Below are 20827 nucleotides of genomic sequence, written 5' to 3'. Positions count from 1 at the left end.
ACAATGACATTCGACACATTTTTGAAGGCAGGGGCGCTGGCAGTCTCGGTCTTGCTGGTACTGAATCAACCGGCTTTTGCTGCATTTGGCATCACGGCGGAAGAGGCGAACGCCGGTTATGGCAAGGGAATGAAAGGGGCGGTGAACGACAACCTGTTTTATTCCATCGGTGGGGGGACAGTCATATCTCAACCCCCCAGTAGCAACAATATGGAGAAAATGGGGCTCGGTATCAGTTGGAACAATGACCTGATGTGCGGCAACTTCGATTTGAGTACCACGGTCAAGAATCAGCTTAACGGGGCGACGGATGGCTTCAAAAACATGATGGGGGATGTGATTAACGGCGCAACCGGCGCGGTTGCCAGCCTTCCGGCGATGATAATCCAGCGGGCGAACCCTGGATTGTACGAACTGCTGACCAATGGCGTCCTGCAGGCCAATGTGGCGTTCGATAAGGCCCAGCTCAACTGCCAGACAATGTCGAAGAAACTGGCTGATTACTCCTTGTCAGGCAAGTTAACGCAAACTGCTATCGGGGAAGAATTTCAGAATGTGATAGCCAGCACATCAGATGCTATCCGTGCGGATGACAGTTTGAAGAAATCCACGGGCAAAGAAGGGATGAAATGGGTTGGTGGACAACAACGTGGAGGAACCGGTCAGAAAGCCATCAAGCCGACCTACGATATAGCCAAGGCGGGCTATAACATTCTGAATAAACAGTCAGCGACGAGTGATGCTGCCGTGAGTGCTTCAGCCTGTAATGGCTCGTTGTGTCAAAAATATACCACCAGTGCTGATGCAGCAGAGGCTGTCTCTAAAGTTCTGGGGGACCGTGCGCTACGAACTTGTGTGAGTGGCAGCGAGTGCAGCAGTGGTGGGTTGGAAAATGAGCCAGGCACCTCCACACCCGGTGAAGGTTTTTCTCCCACGTTGGAAAAGATCACCGAAGAGAATCAGGAAATCCTGGTCAAACTGGTGAACGGTAACCTGGCTCCTAACGCGACCAATCTGGCAACGTTGAAAACCGGTGATCTGGCCGTCACGCGTGGGGTTATCCAGGCGCTGAAGGATGACCCGGACAATGGCGCTCTGGTACAGCGTCTGGCCGGTGAATTGGCGATGGCAGACACTATCACGACGGCATTGGCGATGCGTCGAATGTTGATGGTGGGGCAATCAGAACCGAGCGTGGCGGCTCAAGAGCTGATTGTGGCGGAGTCTGACCGCCGTCTGGAGTTTTTAGACCGGGAGATCCAGGCGCTGAAAAATGAGATGGAGATACGCAAGTCCATCAGTAACAACTCCATTCTGGTAGCGATCACCCGTCAGGAAGCGCGTGAGATCGATAACAGCCTGCGCCAGGACAACAAACAAAATGACAGTGCTGTCCAGGGACTCAGCAAGTCCACGGAGGAATAATTATGACGACTGTAAGAGCACTGAAAGACGAAAGCCAACCAGAGAAAAAAATGCCGCGCCGGTGGCGTAAAGTGGCCGGTTTTATTTTCGGTACGGTAGGCGTTTTGCTTCTGGGGGGATGTGCGACGGCACTGGGGCTGTATCTGGCCGGAAATGAAACCGTGTTGACCGACTGGTTACAACAAGCGCGAGTTCCGCTGTTTATCTGGCGGCTAACACTGTACGGCATCGTGGCCGCGATGTGGTTTCACCGTGTCCGAAGGGCGTTATTGCGTCAAGCCCCTTCACCCGGCGTGGTGTACCGACTCGAAGTGATGATGGTGTGCCTGGCCTTGCTGATTGAATTCACCAGTTACCGTTGGGGGATGTGATGACGACGGACAGTTATCTGGAGTTTTTTCTGGTGTTCCTGGGCTGGCTGATTAATAACGCCCTGTGGACTATCATCACTACGACGGGGCTATTCGCGTTGCCGCTGGTACTGAAAGTGGCTGGCGTCTGGCTGAAGGTACGTACCGAAGGGGATGACGAGGGCAACAAGGGGGCGCTGGCGCTCCCTCGCATCGAGCAGGTGTTGTACGTGGCGTTCGTGGTGATCCTGTTCTGCGCAATGCCGTTCAAAGAAGTTGATTTGACGGTGATGAAGTTTGATCAGACGCGTTCGAGGCAATGCGGCACTAATGTGCCCAAGCCGGATGAATCAGGTTACGGGGGGTTGTTGACTGACTTCAACGGTCAAGTTGCCAAGGTGCCGATGTGGTGGTACCTGGTTCACAACCTATCAAAAGGGGTGACACATGCGGCCATTGCGTCTATCCCCTGCGGTATGGAGCTGCGTCAGCTACGTTTTGAAGTGCAACATACTCAACTGATTGATCCGGTGACCCGACAGGAGGTACAGGAGTTTGCCAACCAGTGTTATTCCAAGGCCTATTTCAAGCTGAAGTCCACCAATAGCCAGCTTACTGATGCCACCATCAATTCGGTAGGTTGGATAGGTTCGAGCTATTTCCTGAATACGGGTGGATATTATGACTACTACACGTCTACCTCACCCCGTTCGCAGTGGCCGTACAGCGAGAGTCGGGATAGCGGTTATCCCGATGTGGGGCGGGGCGGGTATCCAACGTGCAAAGAGTGGTGGAGTACGTCCGGTACAGGGCTGAAAAGTCGATTGGCGGGAGCCTATAACACGAAAGTTGCCAACAGGATGAAGGTTGTTGACGGTGAGAACTGGGAGGAGAACCTGCTGCGCTGGCTGGTCAGCCCACAAAATACCCTGATGTCCGGAGGGCATGAAACATATCTGGCGGGAAGCCAGCGGGGAACCGGGATAGCGCTTGATAGCAGTTTCAAACAGATGGTCAGTGGCCTGGGGGCATTCTCGGCCCAAGCGACCCAGTTACCGGCGTTTGATGCGTTGCGCCAGGCGTTGCCAATGGTGCATGGCATCCTGATGATGGCACTGGTCATTTGTATCCCCCTAGTGATGCTGTTCGGTGCCTATGACCCCAAGGTGGTAGTCACGCTGACGTTTGTCATGTTTGCGATGACGTTTGTGACGTTCTGGTGGGAACTGGGGAGCTGGATGGATGATCGGCTAATCGAGATTGTCTACACCGGCGCTCGCGGGTATTACAACTGGTTCAGCAGCGTTGGGGCTGAAGGCTGGATTATGAATCTGGTACTGGGGTCGATGTTTGTGGTGCTGCCCGCATTTTGGTTCGGTGCGGTGAGTTGGAGTGGTGCACAGATAGGTAGTGTTGTTTCGACTGCTATTACTAAATCTTCAGAGGGATCACAACAAGCGGGAGCCAAAGGGGCAGGAGTTGCCGCTGGAGTGGCTAAGACAGTTGCCACGAAAGGTGCTTCGGTAGGGAAAAAATAGGTGTAATTACACAGGTAGTAGACGATCCTCTACTACCTGTTGTTAATCGTCAAAATGTTTTAATTTTTGGTCATTACTATCGTAATAGCCTGGCCCACTATGCCCATTACGGAAGCCAGAATTGTAGTCTTCTGATTCCTCTGATGGAGTTATTGAATTAGTTGTTTTGCTACCGGCAGCAACGATGGCCACTATAACTGTAAAGATCATTTTAATGGCTTCTACTAATCCTTTGGCGATAACACCCCAGATATCATCCTGCGGATTCTGCGCTTTATTAGTCATGCTTCTTCCCTCATCTTTTATCTGTTCATCATGACATGATTACCTTACGGCAGCGGTGATGCAAAAACAACCTGTTTACTGCATGAGGGGTGATGCAATCTGAGACAAATCATGACGCATTTTGAGTCAAAACAGGGAGTGACGAGGTATGGAAATTATAATTTTCTCAATTTGAGTTAAAAATAGACTCAACTTGAGGTTTATCAGAAGGTGGGCGTGTTTTCACACGCTCATTTTTTCCCAATATGAGTCATATCAATACGCAATTAGAGACAAACTATGCTCAACGTATCTTGTGATGATGGATCGACCTACGTAAAACTGGCCTGGCTGGAACAGGGTGAAATCAAGACACATCTGTCGGGTAACAGTTTCAAAGATGGCTGGAGCCCTGCCATCCTGGGAACGCGAAAAGTGTTCAACTATACCGTTGACGGAAAAAAGTATTCGCATGATTTGGGAAGCACCGCTGCGATTGGCACCACGCATGTCAGTTATCAGTACAGCACCACGAACCTGCTTGCCATCCATCATGCCCTGCTGACATCGGGTTTACCACCACAGGAAATTGCCCTGACGGTCACCCTGCCGGTGACGGAATTTTTCGATGCGGATAACCAGCCGAATGAGGCGAATATAGAGGCGAAGAAAAATAATGTCCTGCGCGATATTTCGTTGAATAAAGGAGAAACCTTTAAAGTCCTAGAGGTGAAGGTCATGCCTGAGTCCTTGCCAGCGGCATTGGCTTCCATCATTGCCGATGAGGTCAAGCCATTGGAGCGTAGCCTTATTGTCGATTTAGGGGGGACAACGCTGGATTGTGGCATTATACAGGGTGCTTTCGAAAGTATTACCGAAGTTAAAGGGAATGCAGAGATTGGGACATCTCGAATTAACCGGGCAGTGATGAATGCATTAATGAATGCCTCGACCCCAAGTAGCTATTATGTGACGGGAGAAATAATTAAGAATTATTCGGATGAGGATTATTTACGGACCCTAATCAATGACGTTGAGCAGATAAGTAATATTCAATCTGTAATACAAATGGAATCTGCTTCCCTGGCTGATGGGGTAAGGAATGAAATTGAATCCTTCAGCGGAATGCACCGTATCTATTTGACAGGGGGAGGTGCGGAAATTATCTATCCGTATATTAAGAGTTATTTTCCTCGACATAAAGTGAGTAAAGTAGAGGAGCCACAATTTGCATTAGTCAAGGCTATGGCTAGGGCTTAATTATGGTTGATAAGCGAAAGAAGATTATTACTTATTTGCATCCATCAATATATCCACAAGATATATTAACTCAACGGTATGTTGAGAGTTTGCCCACGAAAATTCGAGGTGAGTTTTACCGGCAATCTATTATTTGCGGGGCTGCATTATCGTCTATCGATCCTCGACTGGTTAACTTGATTAGTGGTTTCTTTAATGGAGAAGTCACGGCAGGGAATGTGATCAGACTAATTGAACAGGTGACAAGTTATTCCTCAAAAACAGCGGGCGTTGATGTTATCTCAACAGTATCTCAAGGTGCTGGAGATAATATAAAACCGGCAATTAAACTGACGGAGAAAAAAGCGATTGAGAACCTGTCAATGTTGAAAAAATAAAGTGAGTTATGCACATATCCACGGTCAGAAAAGCCAGTGAAGCCGGGGGCCACCCAGCACCCCGGCAAACGGGAGCGGTCTGTGAGCGGGGCAAGCGAACAGACTCTGGCGGTGGGTATGTGCAAAACTCCGTCTCTTCTGCTGCATATATCCCCGCCTTGTTTCTGTTGAAGATCTCTGAACTCTCCTTTATGATTCCCCCGTTCTATCGTTGTCGATGACAACAGCCAATGCTTTCAGCGCAAGGAGTGCGCAGGTGATCTGAGAGAAGCGCCCTAGGGTGATCACACAGCCAAAGTCATACGGAGAGAAGCGTGGTCTGAGACTGACGCTTTCGAGCGACCACAGCCAATGCGACCCTAACCTGAAAGGACGCGCTTTAGAGCGGTAACCCCCCTGAACCTTTGAGAGCGGGGATCGCAGTTTACTGCGATGAAGGTGCACTTATCCACTCACAGACCGTCAGTTTCATCACGACAACTGACACCCCAGCGGGAAACTTCCCGGCGGGTTTAGTTTCTCCATTACCAGGAGAAACATCACGTCTATGCCCTTATCTTTTTGGACCGACGTCCAGCAATCCCGGCAACATTTGCGGCGTTCAGCTATGCCAATTGGAACATTTGGCATCTGCAGAAGCGGCATTTGGCGCGGGAGTTGCGCAGCGCGTCACTTGTGTAATTGCGAAGCATATACCAAGTGACGCGCAAAGCGCATGACGGACGAACCCACGTAATACGGGCTTTACCCACGTCTTCTACGCTCTGACCGACACGTAGTACCCTGGCCGAACCAGGGGCTATGGCACGTCCCGAGCAGTAAAAGGATATTTTTTAAACCATCGCGTCGTAAAAACGGGGTAACCCTATGAAGACGCTTATCTATCAAATGAAGGAGAACAATCGACTCGGTAACGATGGCAACATCAGCGAAAGCTGATGGATGGAGGTGGCCTGGCAGTAGTCAGGTACCGGCGCAAGCCGCAAGCAGCTCAGCGAGCTGTGGATACCTCTCAAGAACTCAACATTTTGCCACCCCGATGCACAGTTATCAGTCGAGCCGCAGGAAGCGCAAATCAAACCGTGTCGTCGGGGCCAGGATGTACCATCGTCGTGCTGAACGTTGTTTAGGCGTCTTGTCGTACATCAAAAATGCAGTTCGGTACGTCCTTCATCCCTCGGGACGAAGGCGGTAATGTCGTGCGTTTTTCAGGACGAAAGGAGTGGGGGAATGTCGAGAGCCAATAAGCAGTTAAGTAAACAATTAATCACGTTGGCCCGAAAGTCGGGCGGGAGTTTTAAAACTGTTTCAGATCGCGCCAGAATAGCATCTCGTTTCGCCGAAAGCATGTTGAAATTAAATATCCAGATCCGTGATATCAGTAATGTAAAAACCAATCATGTTGAGCTGTATATAAAAAATCGTCAGTCTGAAAATATATCAAAACGCACGATGCAAAATGAAATGGCGGCTATTCGGGCGATGTTTGCTACTGCTGGCAGAACGAAACTCGCCGATCCCAATCATGAACGATTAAGTAATTCGGCACTCGGCTTATCTGGGGCCAGTCGTGACGGTTCTAAAATTGCTATTTCAGGCGAGCGCTATCACGCAGCGCTCGCCCTAGTCCGTGATAAAGACGAAGGGGTTGCTGCTGCAATGCAATTAGCCCGTTATTTAGGATTGAGAACCGAAGAGACAGTTCAATCCGCCAAGTCACTAAAAACCTGGCGGCAGGCATTAAATAATGGCGATGAGCGCATACGTGTTGTATTTGGAACGAAAGGTGGACGTCCGAGGGATACAACGGTTGTAAATCGCGAAACAGTTATTCGTGCAGTTAATGAAGCGATAAAATATGCCGATAAACACAATGGACGTTTAATAGATAAACCTAATTTACACTCGGCTATTGATCGGTATAGAAATACTCTTAAAGAGGCTGGATTAACGGGAAAGGAATCTCCTCACAGTCTGCGTTATGCCTATTCCAGAGAGGCGACAGAGTATCATATGAATAACGGGTTAAGTCGGAAAGAGGCGGAAGCAATGGTCTCAATGGATTTGGGGCATGGTGATGGGCGCGGGCATTATGTTGCCAGGGTTTATAATAGAGTAAACGATGATGAGTGACAACCAAGTCACAACAACTCAATTAATGTATGAGTCTATAAACGGTGAGTATTTATGAAGAGAGGGGGCTTGTCGAGTACGTTTGAATTGTGTACGATTTTACATGCTAACCCGTTGTCTCTGACAACAGCCAATGTCCTGGTGATTTGAGAAGGACGCCCTCGGGCAATCACAAGCCAAAGCGACCCTAACCTGAGAGGACGCGCTCTAGAGCGGTAACCCCCCTGAACCTTTGAAAGCGGGGATCGCAGTTCACTGCGATGAAGGTGCACTTATCCAATATGCCTTGATTGGCATCCTATCTGATTGACTCACCCTCAAGGGAACACGCTTCCCTCTTGGGGATTGGTGTTCCCTTATTTTTTGCTTAAGGAAACATCTATGAACTCACACCAAGACAAAGAACTGGCGTTTTTACCGGTATCTATCACGTTATCGGCCTGGGATCGCGCCGTAGATCGCTTCAGCATCGCTGAGTGGGAACGTCGGCAACTTGCGCTGATAAAAGCAGCACAGGATGCTTGGAGTAAGCGGCCAGTTCCTTCTGATACGGAAGTGACATTTTCGTTAACCCTCTTTGTCCGTCTAGGGGAGGAATCTGTTGAGCTGACAGAGTGCTTCCTGGTGAAGTATGACGATTACAAATTGATCATTACTTTAGCGAGCTAATGGCTCTAGTCTCTGCCGGGAAGCTTTTCCCCTGGCAGAGATTTTCATTCTCACCTTTGCGGGAGCCGATCCCCGTAAAGGGATGACTCCCTGTCATGTTTGATATGGAGTGATTTATGACAACCTTTGTTCTTGTTGCGGAATACCGGAATGCAACGGACCGACTGTTTACCCTGGCGAATGCCCATTTCTGCGCTTGTGTTGGGAATGATGAGCGGCGTTCATGGCGGGGTAGTGCTCAACGTCATCTTGCAGAACTGGAAAATCTGAGCTGTAAGCGAGCGAGTGAGCGTGACCGTCGATGTTTTAGCCATGCCAGTCGTTTATTGCGTGAGCGTATAGCGATGGTGAATGAGTACGGCGAGATGTTGTTACCCACGTCGGTGACGAACGGCGCATAACCTTATTGTTACTCAATCCTTTGCGGGACGTGTCCCCAAAGGGCAGGTTTCGCTCTTTTTTTGGAGATGACCAGGAATGACACAGACGACAAAAACGCCCGCTGTAACGGCGGAGAACACAGACTGGATGACCGGTTTCTACAACCTGGTTTCGGCACTCGTCCAACAGGGTTTTTCCCAGGACAGTGCCACTCTCCATGTGGTCAGCTTTACTCAGATGTGCTACGCCTATGCCCGCAAGTTCAGTCAGGACTATGGCGAGAACTATGGCAGTGATTTCTGGCACTGGTACACCCAATCCGATGACGGTTTTTTCATCTGTCCGCAGACGGAAAAAACCTATCGTGTTGAGGTGCACTCAAACTATTACCGGGGTGAGATGAGTGCCCAGGCGCTGGGGATAACGGTGTCATTGTATGCATTGTGCGCCCTTGCGGAGTCTGAACATGACTTCTTAATCGAGAGCTACCACCGGCTACGTGCTTTTGCTGTACGCCATCCTGAATGGGCGGCGATTGGTGCAGCCATTGATTAGTACATTCTACGGGCGTTAACCCGCCTGGTATTTTCTACTAACCCATAGGGGACTGACTTCCCTCTGGGTGGTCAGTCCCCGTTTTTTATTCCTGGAGACTGACCATGACGATGATAGATGACTTGTGCGACCTGGCGAACCTTGAAGGTGAACTGTTGGTTATTGCAGCCTACGAGAAATTGGATATTGGCACCCAGTCGGACGAAGACAATTTTACCGATAATATCTGGGCTGTGGGCCATCTGGCTGAAGCGCTTGCATGGGAATGTGGTGGTGATTCACCACGCTATACACATCCTTCCTGCAAGGTTTTGTTCGATGATGTTGTTGCGCTGGGCAGAACGATTTGTCCAGGAGCCTGGGACTACTTTTTCAGCGTAGGCCAGAATGACTCGGCAGCAGCAGCGGCGGGATGGTGATGAATCGACGTCATTCGTTTATCCACTACCAGGCAGCTTCGCATGAGGCCTGGCGCGAGTTATGTCGTGCAACAACCCGAGTGCATCATCAGGTGCGCAACGAGCCGGATTTTTGCTGGTTGGGAAAGCCGCTGGTCGTTTGCGACCTCAGTGGCACCAAACCGCTGAGGTATGATGACAGCCTGATTGGCATCGGCGTTATTGCCTTTAACGGTGATTTTGATGCAGGCCTGTCAGGTGATCCGTTCTGCCTGGTTCGTTCATTTGCTCTTGAACGGCAACAAGGTCACTGCGATACCGGTTATCATCCCTACGATTTTCTGGTGATGGCGACACTGCTGCTAGCTAGCTACTTTTGTCCCGAGTGTTATGGCATTTGTTCGACGGTGGCGCGTACTGAATGGCAGCAGGTAGCAGACTGGCTCAACATGCATCTTGACCTGGCGGTGACACTGCCACCCGTACTTTCAAAAACTAACGCTACTATCGACTAACACGATTTTAGCTCTTACTTACCCTTGCGGGGATTTACTCCCGCAAAGGGGTAAGTCCCCGTTTTTTATGGCGAGGACTTACCATGACAACGAAACAAACCAGAAAAAAGGCAGCATCACGTCACCAGGATAAAGTGGACCTGTTCCAGGTCGTGACAGATAAAATTGTCGCAGCACTGGAAAAAGGAACGTCTCCCTGGCGCAAGCCGTGGCGTACCGTCGCCGGTGGCCGCTCTGTCAATATGAGTGGATTACCGGCTAATGCCATTACAGGACGGGCTTACAGCGGCATCAATGTGCTGTTGTTGTGGATTGACGCAGCGGACAAGGGGTTTACCTCTCACCGTTGGTTGACATTCAAACAGGCATTGGACGTCGGCGGTAACGTGCGTAAAGGCGAGAAATCGACGCTGGTGACATTGTTCAAGCCGTTCGAGAAGAAAGAGACGGACGAACAGGGCAAACCGTTGTTTGACGAACAGGGGAATGCTGTCGTTTCCCAACGGAATTTTATGACCAGTTTTCATCTGTTCAACGTGGAGCAGTGTGAGAATTTACCCGAGAAACTGCTGACGCCAGTGACAGTCGCCGGTGAAACAGTACAAACACCAGAGCAACACGATATTGAGCGTATCCAGCGGGCAGAACAGGTGGTAGCTTGCAGTGGCGTACCGGTGGTGCACAGGCATCAAGACCGGGCGTTCTACAGCGCTGGAGCCGATCGCATCACGATGCCGGAAGCGGTGCAGTTCCATCGACCGGCAGATTACTACAGTACGCTGTTGCATGAGCTGGTGCATTCTACCGGTCATATCTCCCGGCTGGCGCGAGAAGGCATTACGTCTTCAACTCGTCGGTTTGGGGACCCGGTGTATGCGTTCGAAGAGCTTGTGGCGGAAATCGGTTCGGCATTTTTGTGCGCCGAACTGGGTATCCAGGGTGATGTTCAGCATGAAAGTTATATTGCATCATGGCTGAAGGCACTGAAAGAAGACAAGAAGGCTATCTTCCAGGCAAGCCGTTTTGCCCGTGAAGCCTTCGAGTATCTTATTTTACGTGAACAAGCCCTGGCTGCCGCCTGAGCCGCTATTGGAGGAAGACTCGATGGACATTGCAATTCGCGAATACCAGACGATAGCAGTCTATTTGCTAAAAAAGCACTTCGGGCTGACGTTGAACGATACTAACCTGCATGACGATGCTGTTGTACAGGAGTTGGTTGAGCTTAACGTGCCGGTGTTTGAAGCAATTAACCAACTGGTGGAGAAATACCACCTGGACCGGATAGACCAGAACGTCTGGTCTCCCCGGAGTCCTTTATTGACCCCGAGCAACTTTCTGGTTGCCATATTGGAAATTGTGCCAGAACAGGTCCACCTCGTCCGTATCGATGAGCCGGACGACAGACTGGCACAGCATTAAACTTTCACCCAGGGTTACGTATTAACCTTTCACTCCCCAGGGAAACATTTCCCTGGGGAGATGTTTCTCCATTTGTTTTGGGAAGCAAATGAGACTATGTATATCCTAATAGCTAACTCATTGAATCAAGCTTTTAATAAATCTTTTTCCTTCATTAGACTCTGATAGAGTGTCAATTAGATCCGAGTATAAATTTTTTCTCCGTGTCAATCGCTTAAAACTTGCTACTGTTAGATCGTTATAGACATATGCATTAACAATAGCAACGCGAAGTCTCTGGCAATTATCCCAATTAGAAAACCAACCTAGGTGAGGGAGTTTTTCTAAAAAAGTCTCACTTTGAGAGAAACTTAAAGTTGAATGCTCAAAATAGCCATGAACCTCTTCAAAGAATTTCTCGAAAATCACTTCACTATCTTTACTAGGATAGTTTAATCCCAATCCAAATAAATATAACACCAGTTCAATTCTTTCTTCACCTGCAATATTGTCAACTGAATTTCTTAAGCATGATGACCAGTCTTCGGTATTTATAAAGGAAAGTAGATCTGATTGTTTCAGTATGGAAAAATATTTGTACAATGCTAAAGTTGATTTAGAGTTAAGAATATACTCACCATCAATGATTAATTTAGGGTTGTTGTTTATCACTGATAGCCAAGAATTTCCAATTTCACTGCGTTTATTTAAGCAAAGCTTCTCAAATGCTAAAATAACAGTATCAACTGTTATTTTATTAAAGTTTTTAGACATTTTTAAAACTAAATCATCGTTGTTAATGATTAATAGCTTTTGCAATATAGAACTTGCCAATGCTATATTATTACGTGGTATTAGTTCAATGTACTCCAGCAGTTCACCGATAGTAACATTAACAAGCTCATTATTATCCATGAGCGATGGTTTATTCAATAAAAGATGATTCCTCAGTTTTGGAGTGTTTTTTGTCCAAGAAAAAAAACTATCACTCCTAGCTTGAGATAATATTATTTCTAGGGCTTTATTATATTCTTGGTTGTCATTTTTAGCGCAAATTTCGCCAATGATGAGTATGTCATTTTCTCTGCTATTCCAATCAGAAATAATAGTGAGAAAGACATCATTAGTCAATGGGGGTAAAGAAGCCTGGATATTGTTCTTTATATAAAAAAAGAGTAAGTCCATTTTATTAACTGGTGGGAAATATGAGTATTTGCCACCAAGGATAATATCCGACTTTAGCGTGTTCGCTTCATTAATAGATGGGAAATACTCTATTAATTTCCTTAACAATAGAAAAAGCTGCTCCCCAATTAATTGATTACCGAAAATATTAGGGTAAATAATTGAAATGTTTTTGAAGCTTTTTCTTCCTGAAATAATATCAGATCCATAACGCCATAAATACTTTCTGAACATTGTGATTTCAGAAGATAAAACATCATTTATAGCATATTCTTCCCAGTCACTTGATTTTTTTAATGATTCAAAAGTACTGTTTATTACTTTTTTTATTGATGGTTGAATAATGGATATGTCAAATTTTGTTTTATCGGTTTCTATTTCGTGTGAACCAGAAGCAGTTCTAAATGAAAAAGATCGTCTTAATCTAGGCCATTGTTGAGACCATACGCAAAAGATTGCATCATCTAAATGTCCAATAGAGGATTCAATCTGCACTTTTCCATTCAATTTATATGCAGCATTAATTATTGTTTTAATGTTTTCGCTATTAATTACATTTTTTTTATTTATTTTATCATTGATTTTTGAGCTCAGTAATATTGAGTTTTTATATGTGTCAAACCCAAAGTTAAAGTTAGGTCTGGATATATATGAAAAAAGAATAGATAGATCTTGTAATCTTGCCATTTCAGGAAATGGGATCAACAAAACATGTGACCAAACACAGCCAGGTCTTGGCATTTCAGATGCCATCCAAGTATACATTAGAGCATATACTTTAGCACTAGGGAGTGGCGTTCCGGTCCAATAGCCATCGCTGGAGGATAACATCAAACCTGGGGCCAAATCACTCAATAATAAAAGAGTTGAGGCAACATCAGGAGGCAATTTCATTGATGATGCCAACAAACGGTGTCCATTCTCATAACCAAAAAGACATTGATGGATTTCTATCTCTTTCATTATATATTTTACCATTTTATTCACTAGACATTAACCAAGCTATTGGGCTAGTAAGATCATGTTGCTCAGTATCTTGACCAATACAAGAAATACGTTTACTAGGCACCTTAAGCGCTAGTCCTTGCCTTGAAGTGCTAGTTACATCTCCCCCTTGAGCTGAGATACCATATACTCGAAAATTAAAACTTTCCTTATTATTTATTAGAAACTGGAATAATAATGGTAATTCTCTTTCTAACCATACAGTGGGCGATACTTGTATAGGTTGCGCTTCAATTACATCCCATGCAGAGATGATAATAGCTAGTCGTCTATTTAATTTTATGAATGGTTTATGTTGTAAAAATTGTAATAACTCAACTAAGTTTACTTGGTTAGGAACCATTTTGGGATTCCATTCGGCATGTTCTTCTGGTGTTTCTTTTATCTCTTGATCTTGTTCAACAGGTGCAACATCAACAATTGACATCCCGTCAGTAACTTTATCGGCTGTAACAAATAATAAAATACCTCCTTCCTCATCAAAACCCTCGACATAGTCCGTCTTACATTTTCTTGAAGCAAGTTGGAGCTCGAATGATTCACCAGAGAACTCTGGAAAATGTAAAAGAGCATTTTTCCCTGTTACAACTTCTTTAACATCAATTGACACTTTTGTTTCAGCAGCTAATGAAGTACGAGGTACTTCTTCGCAATTTTGCCAAAGATTTGATATTTTATCTAAATAAGTACGATCTCCCACTAGACGATTTAAAATAAACTTACTATCTACCTCTTTAGATGTTAATAAATGCCATAATGCTGCCAGATAGGTCGTCTTACCTGAGCCTGGCATACCAATAATTGTATGTTGTAGTATTATCATAAAGTTACTCCATCGGTGTACGTAGAAGTAAGCGATCAAATTCAGATTCAAACTCTTTATATTTTAATGCTTGTTTAATTAGTAATGGCCTAGCGGTACACCAAGAATTAATTAGTTTATCTAGGCCACAAGCAATTGGATATTGAGCCGATGGATCTCGTGCAGATATTTCGCTAAAAGACAATTCGCCAAGTCTTGGAGCCAAATCTTTGATAAGACCATCTTTAAAATCATGCATTAGTTGATCAAGTATTTCTTTATTGGATATATCTCTTAATAAATCAATCTTAGTTGTTACAACTTGAACTTTGGACTTTAATGATAAAGCATCTGCGTCTAAAAAAGCCCATAGTGTCTTTCTTACTGCCTGCATCGCACTATGACGCTGATACGGATCAGCTAGTTTTGCACCATCAAGTAATAAAACAATATAATCTGACTTTCTAACTTCGATTAATTCCACTATGCTTTCTGAATTACTTCTGGCCTGTTGGTACTGTTCTCCAGCTCTGTCAGATAGCATTAAATCCACACACTCATAGTGTTCTTTTTCTGTTTCATCTTTCACAAGAGAAAGGTGGAAATATCTTAGTCCATCGAAAAAAGACGTACGCAACGTTTCGGGTATAACCCTTCCAGAATCAATCCGAGAATGATGAGATCTTTTCTCAAAACCGATCAAAGTTCTACTTCCTTTAAATGAATAACCTGAAAATTTTCCTTTCAAAAAGCATTCATATAAAGAACAAATTAAAGTTGTTTTACCACTATCAAGTTCACCAATGATAGCTATGAATTTAGCTGGTTTAGAGAGCAGAAAATGATCTGCGTCGACAATTGTCAATGTATCCCCAGATGGCAAAGACACGAAATTAATATCCAATAATTGGTTATTAACTACTTCCTCTTCATCACCTTCATACCCATCTAAGTCAACTAAATGCGAATCATCCATACCAATAAATGAGCATGACTCAGGGGGGGAATGTCCCTCCAAACATGTACCAGTTGTCGACAAATCACAACCATTTCTACCACAAGTTAAATTAGCATCCATTATGAATACCTCAACTTAATTTAGAAATGAGTAACGACTCTTGGTACATTTGTACCGCAAGATTTAAAGGAGATAATTGAATTTTTGCATCCAAACCTGTTGTTTTTTTGAATGCTTGCTGCCAACTATCTCCTTGACCTATCTCTTGGGACTTAATAATTGCAGTGGTTATTACGCAAAGATCTGCAACTGTCGAATAATTACTTGATATTTCTAATGAATTATGTAGGTCTGAAGGAAGTAAATTAACCGTCGAGTCGAGGGCGACAGGTTTTTTTGATGGTTTTGAACGTGCATTAATAATAACTCGCTGAAGAATTGCCGGAGTTGCAACCGGACTATTATCTCCATGTGTGAGCGTTGCCAAATCTAGGCCTGCCATAATGGCTGCCACTCCAATATCTAGTTCTGAAAATGGTTTGTTAAGTATTCGACTATGGCCGCCGATAAGCCACCATAGCATACCGACTTCCTCTCTTAATTCATTTACCTGGTTAACCAATGGTACGATTACACCGTAGATCTGATTGATACCTGTCTGAAGAGCATCATGGGATTCATTCGATGATGACTTCACGATTTTAGCTAAACTTAAAATGTCTGTTTCTTCCGTGAGTTTATCTACCTCAAGACCAATTTTATTTTTTGCTGGCGATTTGATTTTTTTGAAATCAACTTGAGATTTATTTCTTGCCTCAAAGGAATAATCAATCAATGCCTGTTGGGCTTCATGGATAAAATCAGGTTGTAATAACGGCTCTCTATGGCCTGACGCTAATGTAATAATAGGTATTAAGGCGGCATTAATTTCACCGTCTGCAAGTGCAGCCGAAAGCAAACAAACTGATAATACAGATGCTTCACGTTTATTATCGATTAAACTAAAGCTTGGATCTGTTTCAAGAAAAGCATCTCTAAACCAATCATTTTTGGATGAAGTGCTCAAGCCGAAATAGATTCTAGTTAGGTCTATTATTTTATCATCATCTAAATCAGTAAGTATTTTATCGACAGCCTCTTTCCGTAGCTTAATAATCTCTGGGCCAGGAGAAATATTTGCTGCTTTATATTGATCTGCAAAGTTATAGCTACTCATCTAAATAATCTCCATATTTAAAAGTAAAAATCACGACACTGCGCGAATTTCTTTCTCTAACTCTTCGATCTGTCCACGGTCTCGTGCTCTTATGAAGACACGACGGAAGCGCTCGAAATCAGGTTGGTCCCTATCTTCCTCTTCAAGTAGACCAAGTTTACCAGCAATAGCAGATTTTTGGCTAAATGTAAGTTTGTGGAATTTTATGCTTATATTTCGTAACTTATCCATAGGATCACCCGAGATATCCGAAGTTATGGGTGGTTGTATGGACTCGCTGATTGGTGTAATTACCGGTTGAGTCGCAGGAGTCCAGCTTTCCAGAGGAATTTTTTTCCGGTAAACATCTTCTTGCCTACGAATTTTGGCTCTGAATTGACCTGGTGCTGTCTGCCAGATTCGAACATGGGCTGCTATGTTCAGTTCCCTTTCCCCACCTAGTGAATTCCCGATGCTTACTTCTATGAGATTGTATCCTGGTTCCCAACCTGGCTCAACGCGGTCTGGATGGGCAGCACTAGCCGCAATGCGAACAGTATCGTCTTGCAGTTCAATTCGGCTTGAATGCTCATGCCCAAAAAGTTGAATTCGTGCAACATCATTTAGATGACTTTTTAGCTCTTCCCCATGTCCCAACCAAGTGAACGGATGGTGACAAAGCACAACATGCTCCACCCCTCTTTCTCTCGCTATTTGAAAGCATGCAGGATCTACATATAGGTCGCCTTTTTTGTCCGCATGGCTGGAAACTAACGCAGAATTCAGTCCATTTAGTCTCAATATCGAACCATCGTTCAGTCTAAGGTCTCTGGTTGCAATGGTTCTATCCGGGGCTTTTACGTCACAAAAAAACCGTACAGCAAATGAATTAAATTCATCCAATGATGAATAGAGTGGGTGGCTGGTTTCTTGATCCATAAGAAAACTACGCATTTGCCCATCACGTGCAAATTGAGGAGACTGCTTAATCGCATTGTGTACCATTTGCACTATTGGTCTTGCTGCGGTGCCACGAACAACATCATGATTTCCAGGGATAACAAACACACACTCAACGTTTGTGCCACACTCTTGAGCCAGTGTTTCAAGCCACGTCAAAGCAAATTTGTACTCTTCAGGATGCCCTGCGTATGCGATATCTCCTGATATTAGTATTGCAGAGGGCGATTTTCCTAATTTTCTACACATTTCCCTAGCATCTATAACCAACTCGTTACGCAGATGCCGATTGGGGTCCATCGGCGTTCGTATTTCATCGAGCCGGAAATGGATATCTGATAGATGCAGGAGTAACATAGACTACCTCTTAAAATTATTATAAATCAATGCATTGGATAAATTTCGTCAGTAATATGAATGATTTAACCCAATGTGTATGATCGCTAGGTTAATAAAATAGCAATATCATCGTCCAAAGTATCGCTCCTGCTATGAAAAACCTCGTTTTTGTCAGTACATACAGACCTCCCAGATCTGTTCGACGTATCCCAAATGATGACGATGATGATGCTCTAAGACTTAGTCATAGAACTAAAATTGAAGCCGAGCAGTTTAGCCTCGCGAGTTATTCACCTTGTCAATGGGTATTTTCACCTGTATCGATTCAGATATCGATCTGGTCGCAGCCGCGATATGTGAACCAGTCTGAGTAATCACTGATCTCAACCAGCGAGCATCTATGGAAGAAAGTTTTAAATTCTTACATAGAGTTGTTTGTTGCAGTCATATGTCGTCTTCATAAAGTGAGGCTCCTATTTGCAAGTAAAACGGAACCACGCTATGCGATTTCCTTTCAAACTCGACCCGCAGATTATCCACCAAATAGGTGAGCAAGGAGGGGACATATGCTGAAATTATTCCTGAAGTATCTACCTGTTTCGCCAGCAAAAATCAGTAGTAGTGAAAAACCTGCCGCAACGCAGTCGCTATCATTCAAAGTGCCGGATGGTTATCATGCGCCGTCGTCGGCCAGTGAACAGTTGGCAACATCCCGGCGAGGGCAGTGGTTGCAGATGCTATGGGATTACTCGTCACTACCAAAAAATCTTTATCAGCAGTATTACCTGCAGCCGCTTGAGCACTGCGTAACGCTGATGCAGCAGTTCCCTGCCACAGAGAGTGACCATCATGCCTACCTGGGGGGCATGGTGGATCATCTGCTTGAAACTGTGGCCTATGCTTCCCGGCTATCAAAAAACTACCTGTTGCCCGTTGGTGCACAACCGGAAGAGCAGGCCTCGCAGAGTGCCGCCTGGAATGCGGTGATTGTCTATGCAGCCATGCTGCAGTCGCTCGACAGGTTATGCCATATTGAGGTTGAGCTGGAGAGTGGGCAGCGCTGGATGCCCCTTAACGCCATGCCTAGCGAACCCTACCGTTTTCGTTTCAAGCCCGTTGCTGATGTGATACAGGCTCAGAGTCTGAGTGCGATGCTGGCCTGGAAAGTGATCCCTGATGAGGCATTACTCTGGTTAAGTACCTGGCCGGAAGTGCTGAAAACGTTATCGTTGTATTTAACGGGATTTCGGAACGAGTCAGGAATAATAAATGCCATTGTCTCTGAAGCTATCTCTACATCAATAGGAAAAAGAGGGCCTGACAGTGCCACGGCTACTTCGGCCTCAGTCACACCGGTTGTACTTGAAGCGATAATGCCATTAGTGAATACTCCTCTTCAGTCAGCATCTTCACCGGCGCTGATTTCCTCTTCTCAGCCAGGTGAGAGCCCTATATCTGAAGGGCTTGTTTTCACTCTCGACAGCGCTGTGCCTGATAGTGAAGCTGTAGAGTCAACTTTTCCTGAAGAAGATACTACGGGAGATTTATTGGCTGTCATGGGTTTCTCTGAACCCATTAATTTGGTGCGGGATGTGCAGATTATATCGATGCAAAAGGAGACTGAATTAAGGGAAGAGATCGTTTCTTCAGACCCCGCAGGGATAGGAGAACGTTTTTGGCAATGGTTGAGTGAAGGGTGCTGTTCAGGGACTTTTGCAGTTAATACTGTTGAGGCAAGGATTCATATTATTGCAGGCTATGTCTTTATTCGTGCACCTAACATTTTTCACCAGTTTTTATCGGAAAATTGCGAAAATTTAGAGGATAAGGCTGGTTTGCAAAATGCGTTCGAACGATTAGGCAGGCATCGGCAAGATAAAGGCGTGATGTATACCTGCCATGTTTATCAGGATAAGGCCGGGGAAGGTCGATTTCAAAAGGTGACCGGCTACCTTATCGTTGCCAAGAAACTGTATAAAGGCCATAACATTCCAAGGGATAACCCATCAGTGATGATAAAACCTTAAGAAATAGGGAGTTATGGCATGATAGATGTGGCGTTTGAACAGTTGATGGAGCAGTATTTTTTCAGTAATTCCCTTCGACCAGCGACGGAGTGGAGTTACCGGAAAGTTGTTCGAACTTTTCAGAAGTACACGCAGCAATTACCTGGTGATGTCAGTAATCAGTTGGTTCTTGAATGGCGTAGACATGTTCTTAAAGAGCAGAAATTAGAGGCTTGTACCTGGAATAATAAAGTCACACACATGCGGGCATTATTTAATTTTGGAATGAAGAAGGGATTAATATCCCACAAGGAAAATCCCTTTAATAAGGCAGTTGTGCGGGTAGGGAAAAAGAAGAAAAAAACGCTCTCAAAGGGACAGGTGAAAACAGTGTATCGGTTGATGGATCAACACCATCAACAGGAGCGACTTTTTGCGCAATCTTATGCCATGAGCGCACGGGCCAATGCCTGTTATCCTGCCTGGTTTTGGCTGGCTGTACTGGATACGTTAAGTCATACCGGGATGCGTCAAAACCAGCTTCTGCATGTACGGCTGTGTGATGTCAATCTGGAAGAGCGTTGGATTGATGTCATTTCGGAAGGTTCAAAAAATCACCGCGAATTCAAAGTTCCGATAACGTCTATTTTATATCCGCGATTAGAGGCCATTCTGGAATGCGCCTCAGCGGCAGGTGCAGGAGCAGACGATCAGCTTTTCAATGTGAACCGTTTTGACCTGAGACGTAAAGCGCAGTTTGAATCAGGAGATCACTGTATGAATATGGGGATTTACCCTATTCGCGCTTTCTTTCGGCGTATCTCTAAGGAATGCCGGTTCATCGTCAGTCCCCACCGTTTTCGGCACACGGTAGCAACCAATCTTATGAAGTCCCCGGATCGTAATATTCAGGCTGTTAAACGCTTGTTAGGGCACTCCAGCTTACGGTCTACGTTGGAGTATATTGATGAGGATATTGATGCTTTACGTGAACTTCTGGAGCAGGAATGGGCTAATGGGTGAGAGATTAAATGAGGTTATCCCCTTGACACAATTTGACATTCGCATACGGAAACTGTAAAAATTGTACGTGAAAAACCCCACCTACGAC

At 45.2% G+C, this 20827-nt stretch carries 21 protein-coding genes; 15 read left to right on the top strand and 6 right to left on the bottom strand.

The genetic code is table 11. The features are described 5' to 3' along the window. The first annotated feature begins 3 nt into the window (after positions 1-3). The 3 genes from ACWJJO_RS18515 to ACWJJO_RS18505 are packed head-to-tail and all read left to right on the top strand — an operon-like array spanning position 4 to position 3313. A complete protein-coding gene (locus ACWJJO_RS18515; protein ID WP_481091357.1) occupies positions 4-1425 on the top strand; it encodes an integrating conjugative element protein in 1422 nt (473 codons plus the stop codon). A 2-nt stretch (positions 1426-1427) separates the two neighbouring features. Beyond that, positions 1428-1796 (top strand): hypothetical protein, encoded by a 369-nt coding sequence (locus ACWJJO_RS18510; protein ID WP_481091356.1) that lies wholly within the window; start codon positions 1428-1430, stop codon positions 1794-1796. Further along, positions 1796-3313: a conjugal transfer protein TraG N-terminal domain-containing protein gene (locus ACWJJO_RS18505; protein WP_481091355.1), complete on the top strand. Its 1518-nt coding sequence runs from the start codon at positions 1796-1798 to the stop codon at positions 3311-3313. Before ACWJJO_RS18510 ends, ACWJJO_RS18505 begins: the two co-directional genes overlap by 1 nt. Before the next feature lie 42 nt (positions 3314-3355). Here the strand turns inward: ACWJJO_RS18505 and ACWJJO_RS18500 are convergent, their stop codons facing one another. Further along, positions 3356-3598 (bottom strand): hypothetical protein, encoded by a 243-nt coding sequence (locus ACWJJO_RS18500; protein WP_481091354.1) that lies wholly within the window; start codon positions 3596-3598, stop codon positions 3356-3358. Positions 3599-3877: 279 nt separating this feature from the next. Between ACWJJO_RS18500 and parM the strand changes: the two genes are divergently transcribed. From parM to ACWJJO_RS18450, 10 genes are all read left to right on the top strand, one after another. After that, positions 3878-4837 (top strand): plasmid segregation protein ParM domain-containing protein, encoded by a 960-nt coding sequence (gene parM / locus ACWJJO_RS18495; RefSeq protein WP_481091353.1) that lies wholly within the window; start codon positions 3878-3880, stop codon positions 4835-4837. Positions 4838-4839: 2 nt separating this feature from the next. Further along, on the top strand, positions 4840-5214 hold the full coding sequence (locus tag ACWJJO_RS18490) for a plasmid partitioning/stability family protein (protein ID WP_481091352.1): 375 nt from the start codon (positions 4840-4842) through the stop codon (positions 5212-5214). Positions 5215-6444: 1230 nt separating this feature from the next. Next, positions 6445-7347 carry an integrase domain-containing protein gene (locus ACWJJO_RS18485; protein WP_481091351.1) on the top strand — a complete coding sequence of 301 codons (903 nt, stop codon included), beginning with the start codon at positions 6445-6447 and terminating at the stop codon, positions 7345-7347. 381 nt (positions 7348-7728) lie between these two features. Then, positions 7729-8016, top strand: a complete 288-nt coding sequence (locus ACWJJO_RS18480) for a hypothetical protein (RefSeq protein ID WP_411928613.1) — start codon at positions 7729-7731, stop codon at positions 8014-8016. A 116-nt stretch (positions 8017-8132) separates the two neighbouring features. Beyond that, the gene (locus ACWJJO_RS18475; RefSeq protein WP_481091350.1) at positions 8133-8417 is read left to right on the top strand and encodes a hypothetical protein; all 285 of its coding nucleotides are present in this window, start codon (positions 8133-8135) and stop codon (positions 8415-8417) included. A gap of 76 nt (positions 8418-8493) precedes the next feature. Then, positions 8494-8952, top strand: coding sequence for an antirestriction protein (locus tag ACWJJO_RS18470; RefSeq protein WP_481091349.1), 459 nt, complete (start codon positions 8494-8496; stop codon positions 8950-8952). Between the two features lie 104 nt (positions 8953-9056). Continuing rightward, positions 9057-9371 carry a hypothetical protein gene (locus ACWJJO_RS18465; RefSeq protein ID WP_481091348.1) on the top strand — a complete coding sequence of 105 codons (315 nt, stop codon included), beginning with the start codon at positions 9057-9059 and terminating at the stop codon, positions 9369-9371. Continuing rightward, positions 9371-9865: a hypothetical protein gene (locus ACWJJO_RS18460; protein ID WP_481091347.1), complete on the top strand. Its 495-nt coding sequence runs from the start codon at positions 9371-9373 to the stop codon at positions 9863-9865. Before ACWJJO_RS18465 ends, ACWJJO_RS18460 begins: the two co-directional genes overlap by 1 nt. A gap of 83 nt (positions 9866-9948) precedes the next feature. Continuing rightward, positions 9949-10947 carry an ArdC family protein gene (locus ACWJJO_RS18455; protein ID WP_481091346.1) on the top strand — a complete coding sequence of 333 codons (999 nt, stop codon included), beginning with the start codon at positions 9949-9951 and terminating at the stop codon, positions 10945-10947. Positions 10948-10969: 22 nt separating this feature from the next. Then, complete coding sequence (locus ACWJJO_RS18450; RefSeq protein ID WP_481091345.1) at positions 10970-11287, top strand: TA system toxin CbtA family protein; 318 nt, start codon at positions 10970-10972, stop codon at positions 11285-11287. A gap of 117 nt (positions 11288-11404) precedes the next feature. Here ACWJJO_RS18450 and ACWJJO_RS18445 read toward each other — a convergent pair whose 3' ends face one another. Genes ACWJJO_RS18445 through ACWJJO_RS18425 form a run of 5 tightly spaced genes read right to left on the bottom strand, consistent with a single transcriptional unit; the run spans position 11405 to position 17728 of the window. Then, positions 11405-13414, bottom strand: coding sequence for a GAP1-N1 domain-containing protein (locus tag ACWJJO_RS18445; protein ID WP_481091344.1), 2010 nt, complete (start codon positions 13412-13414; stop codon positions 11405-11407). A 16-nt stretch (positions 13415-13430) separates the two neighbouring features. Further along, positions 13431-14279, bottom strand: coding sequence for a TRAFAC clade GTPase domain-containing protein (locus tag ACWJJO_RS18440; protein ID WP_481091343.1), 849 nt, complete (start codon positions 14277-14279; stop codon positions 13431-13433). A 4-nt stretch (positions 14280-14283) separates the two neighbouring features. Continuing rightward, on the bottom strand, positions 14284-15336 hold the full coding sequence (locus tag ACWJJO_RS18435) for a TRAFAC clade GTPase domain-containing protein (RefSeq protein WP_481091342.1): 1053 nt from the start codon (positions 15334-15336) through the stop codon (positions 14284-14286). A 10-nt stretch (positions 15337-15346) separates the two neighbouring features. Next, positions 15347-16432 carry a GTPase-associated system all-helical protein GASH gene (locus tag ACWJJO_RS18430; RefSeq protein WP_481091341.1) on the bottom strand — a complete coding sequence of 362 codons (1086 nt, stop codon included), beginning with the start codon at positions 16430-16432 and terminating at the stop codon, positions 15347-15349. 30 nt (positions 16433-16462) lie between these two features. Next, positions 16463-17728, bottom strand: coding sequence for a metallophosphoesterase (locus ACWJJO_RS18425; protein ID WP_481091340.1), 1266 nt, complete (start codon positions 17726-17728; stop codon positions 16463-16465). A 548-nt stretch (positions 17729-18276) separates the two neighbouring features. Between ACWJJO_RS18425 and ACWJJO_RS18420 the strand changes: the two genes are divergently transcribed. Both ACWJJO_RS18420 and ACWJJO_RS18415 read left to right on the top strand, forming a co-directional pair. Then, positions 18277-19737: a TraI domain-containing protein gene (locus ACWJJO_RS18420; RefSeq protein ID WP_481091339.1), complete on the top strand. Its 1461-nt coding sequence runs from the start codon at positions 18277-18279 to the stop codon at positions 19735-19737. A gap of 18 nt (positions 19738-19755) precedes the next feature. Beyond that, complete coding sequence (locus ACWJJO_RS18415) at positions 19756-20739, top strand: tyrosine-type recombinase/integrase (RefSeq protein WP_481091338.1); 984 nt, start codon at positions 19756-19758, stop codon at positions 20737-20739. Positions 20740-20827 lie beyond the last annotated feature (88 nt).

It is taken from the genome of Yersinia antarctica (genome assembly GCF_056636475.1).
Note: the sequence above shows the minus strand (reverse complement) of the source record. Positions and strands in the feature narration are given on the sequence as shown.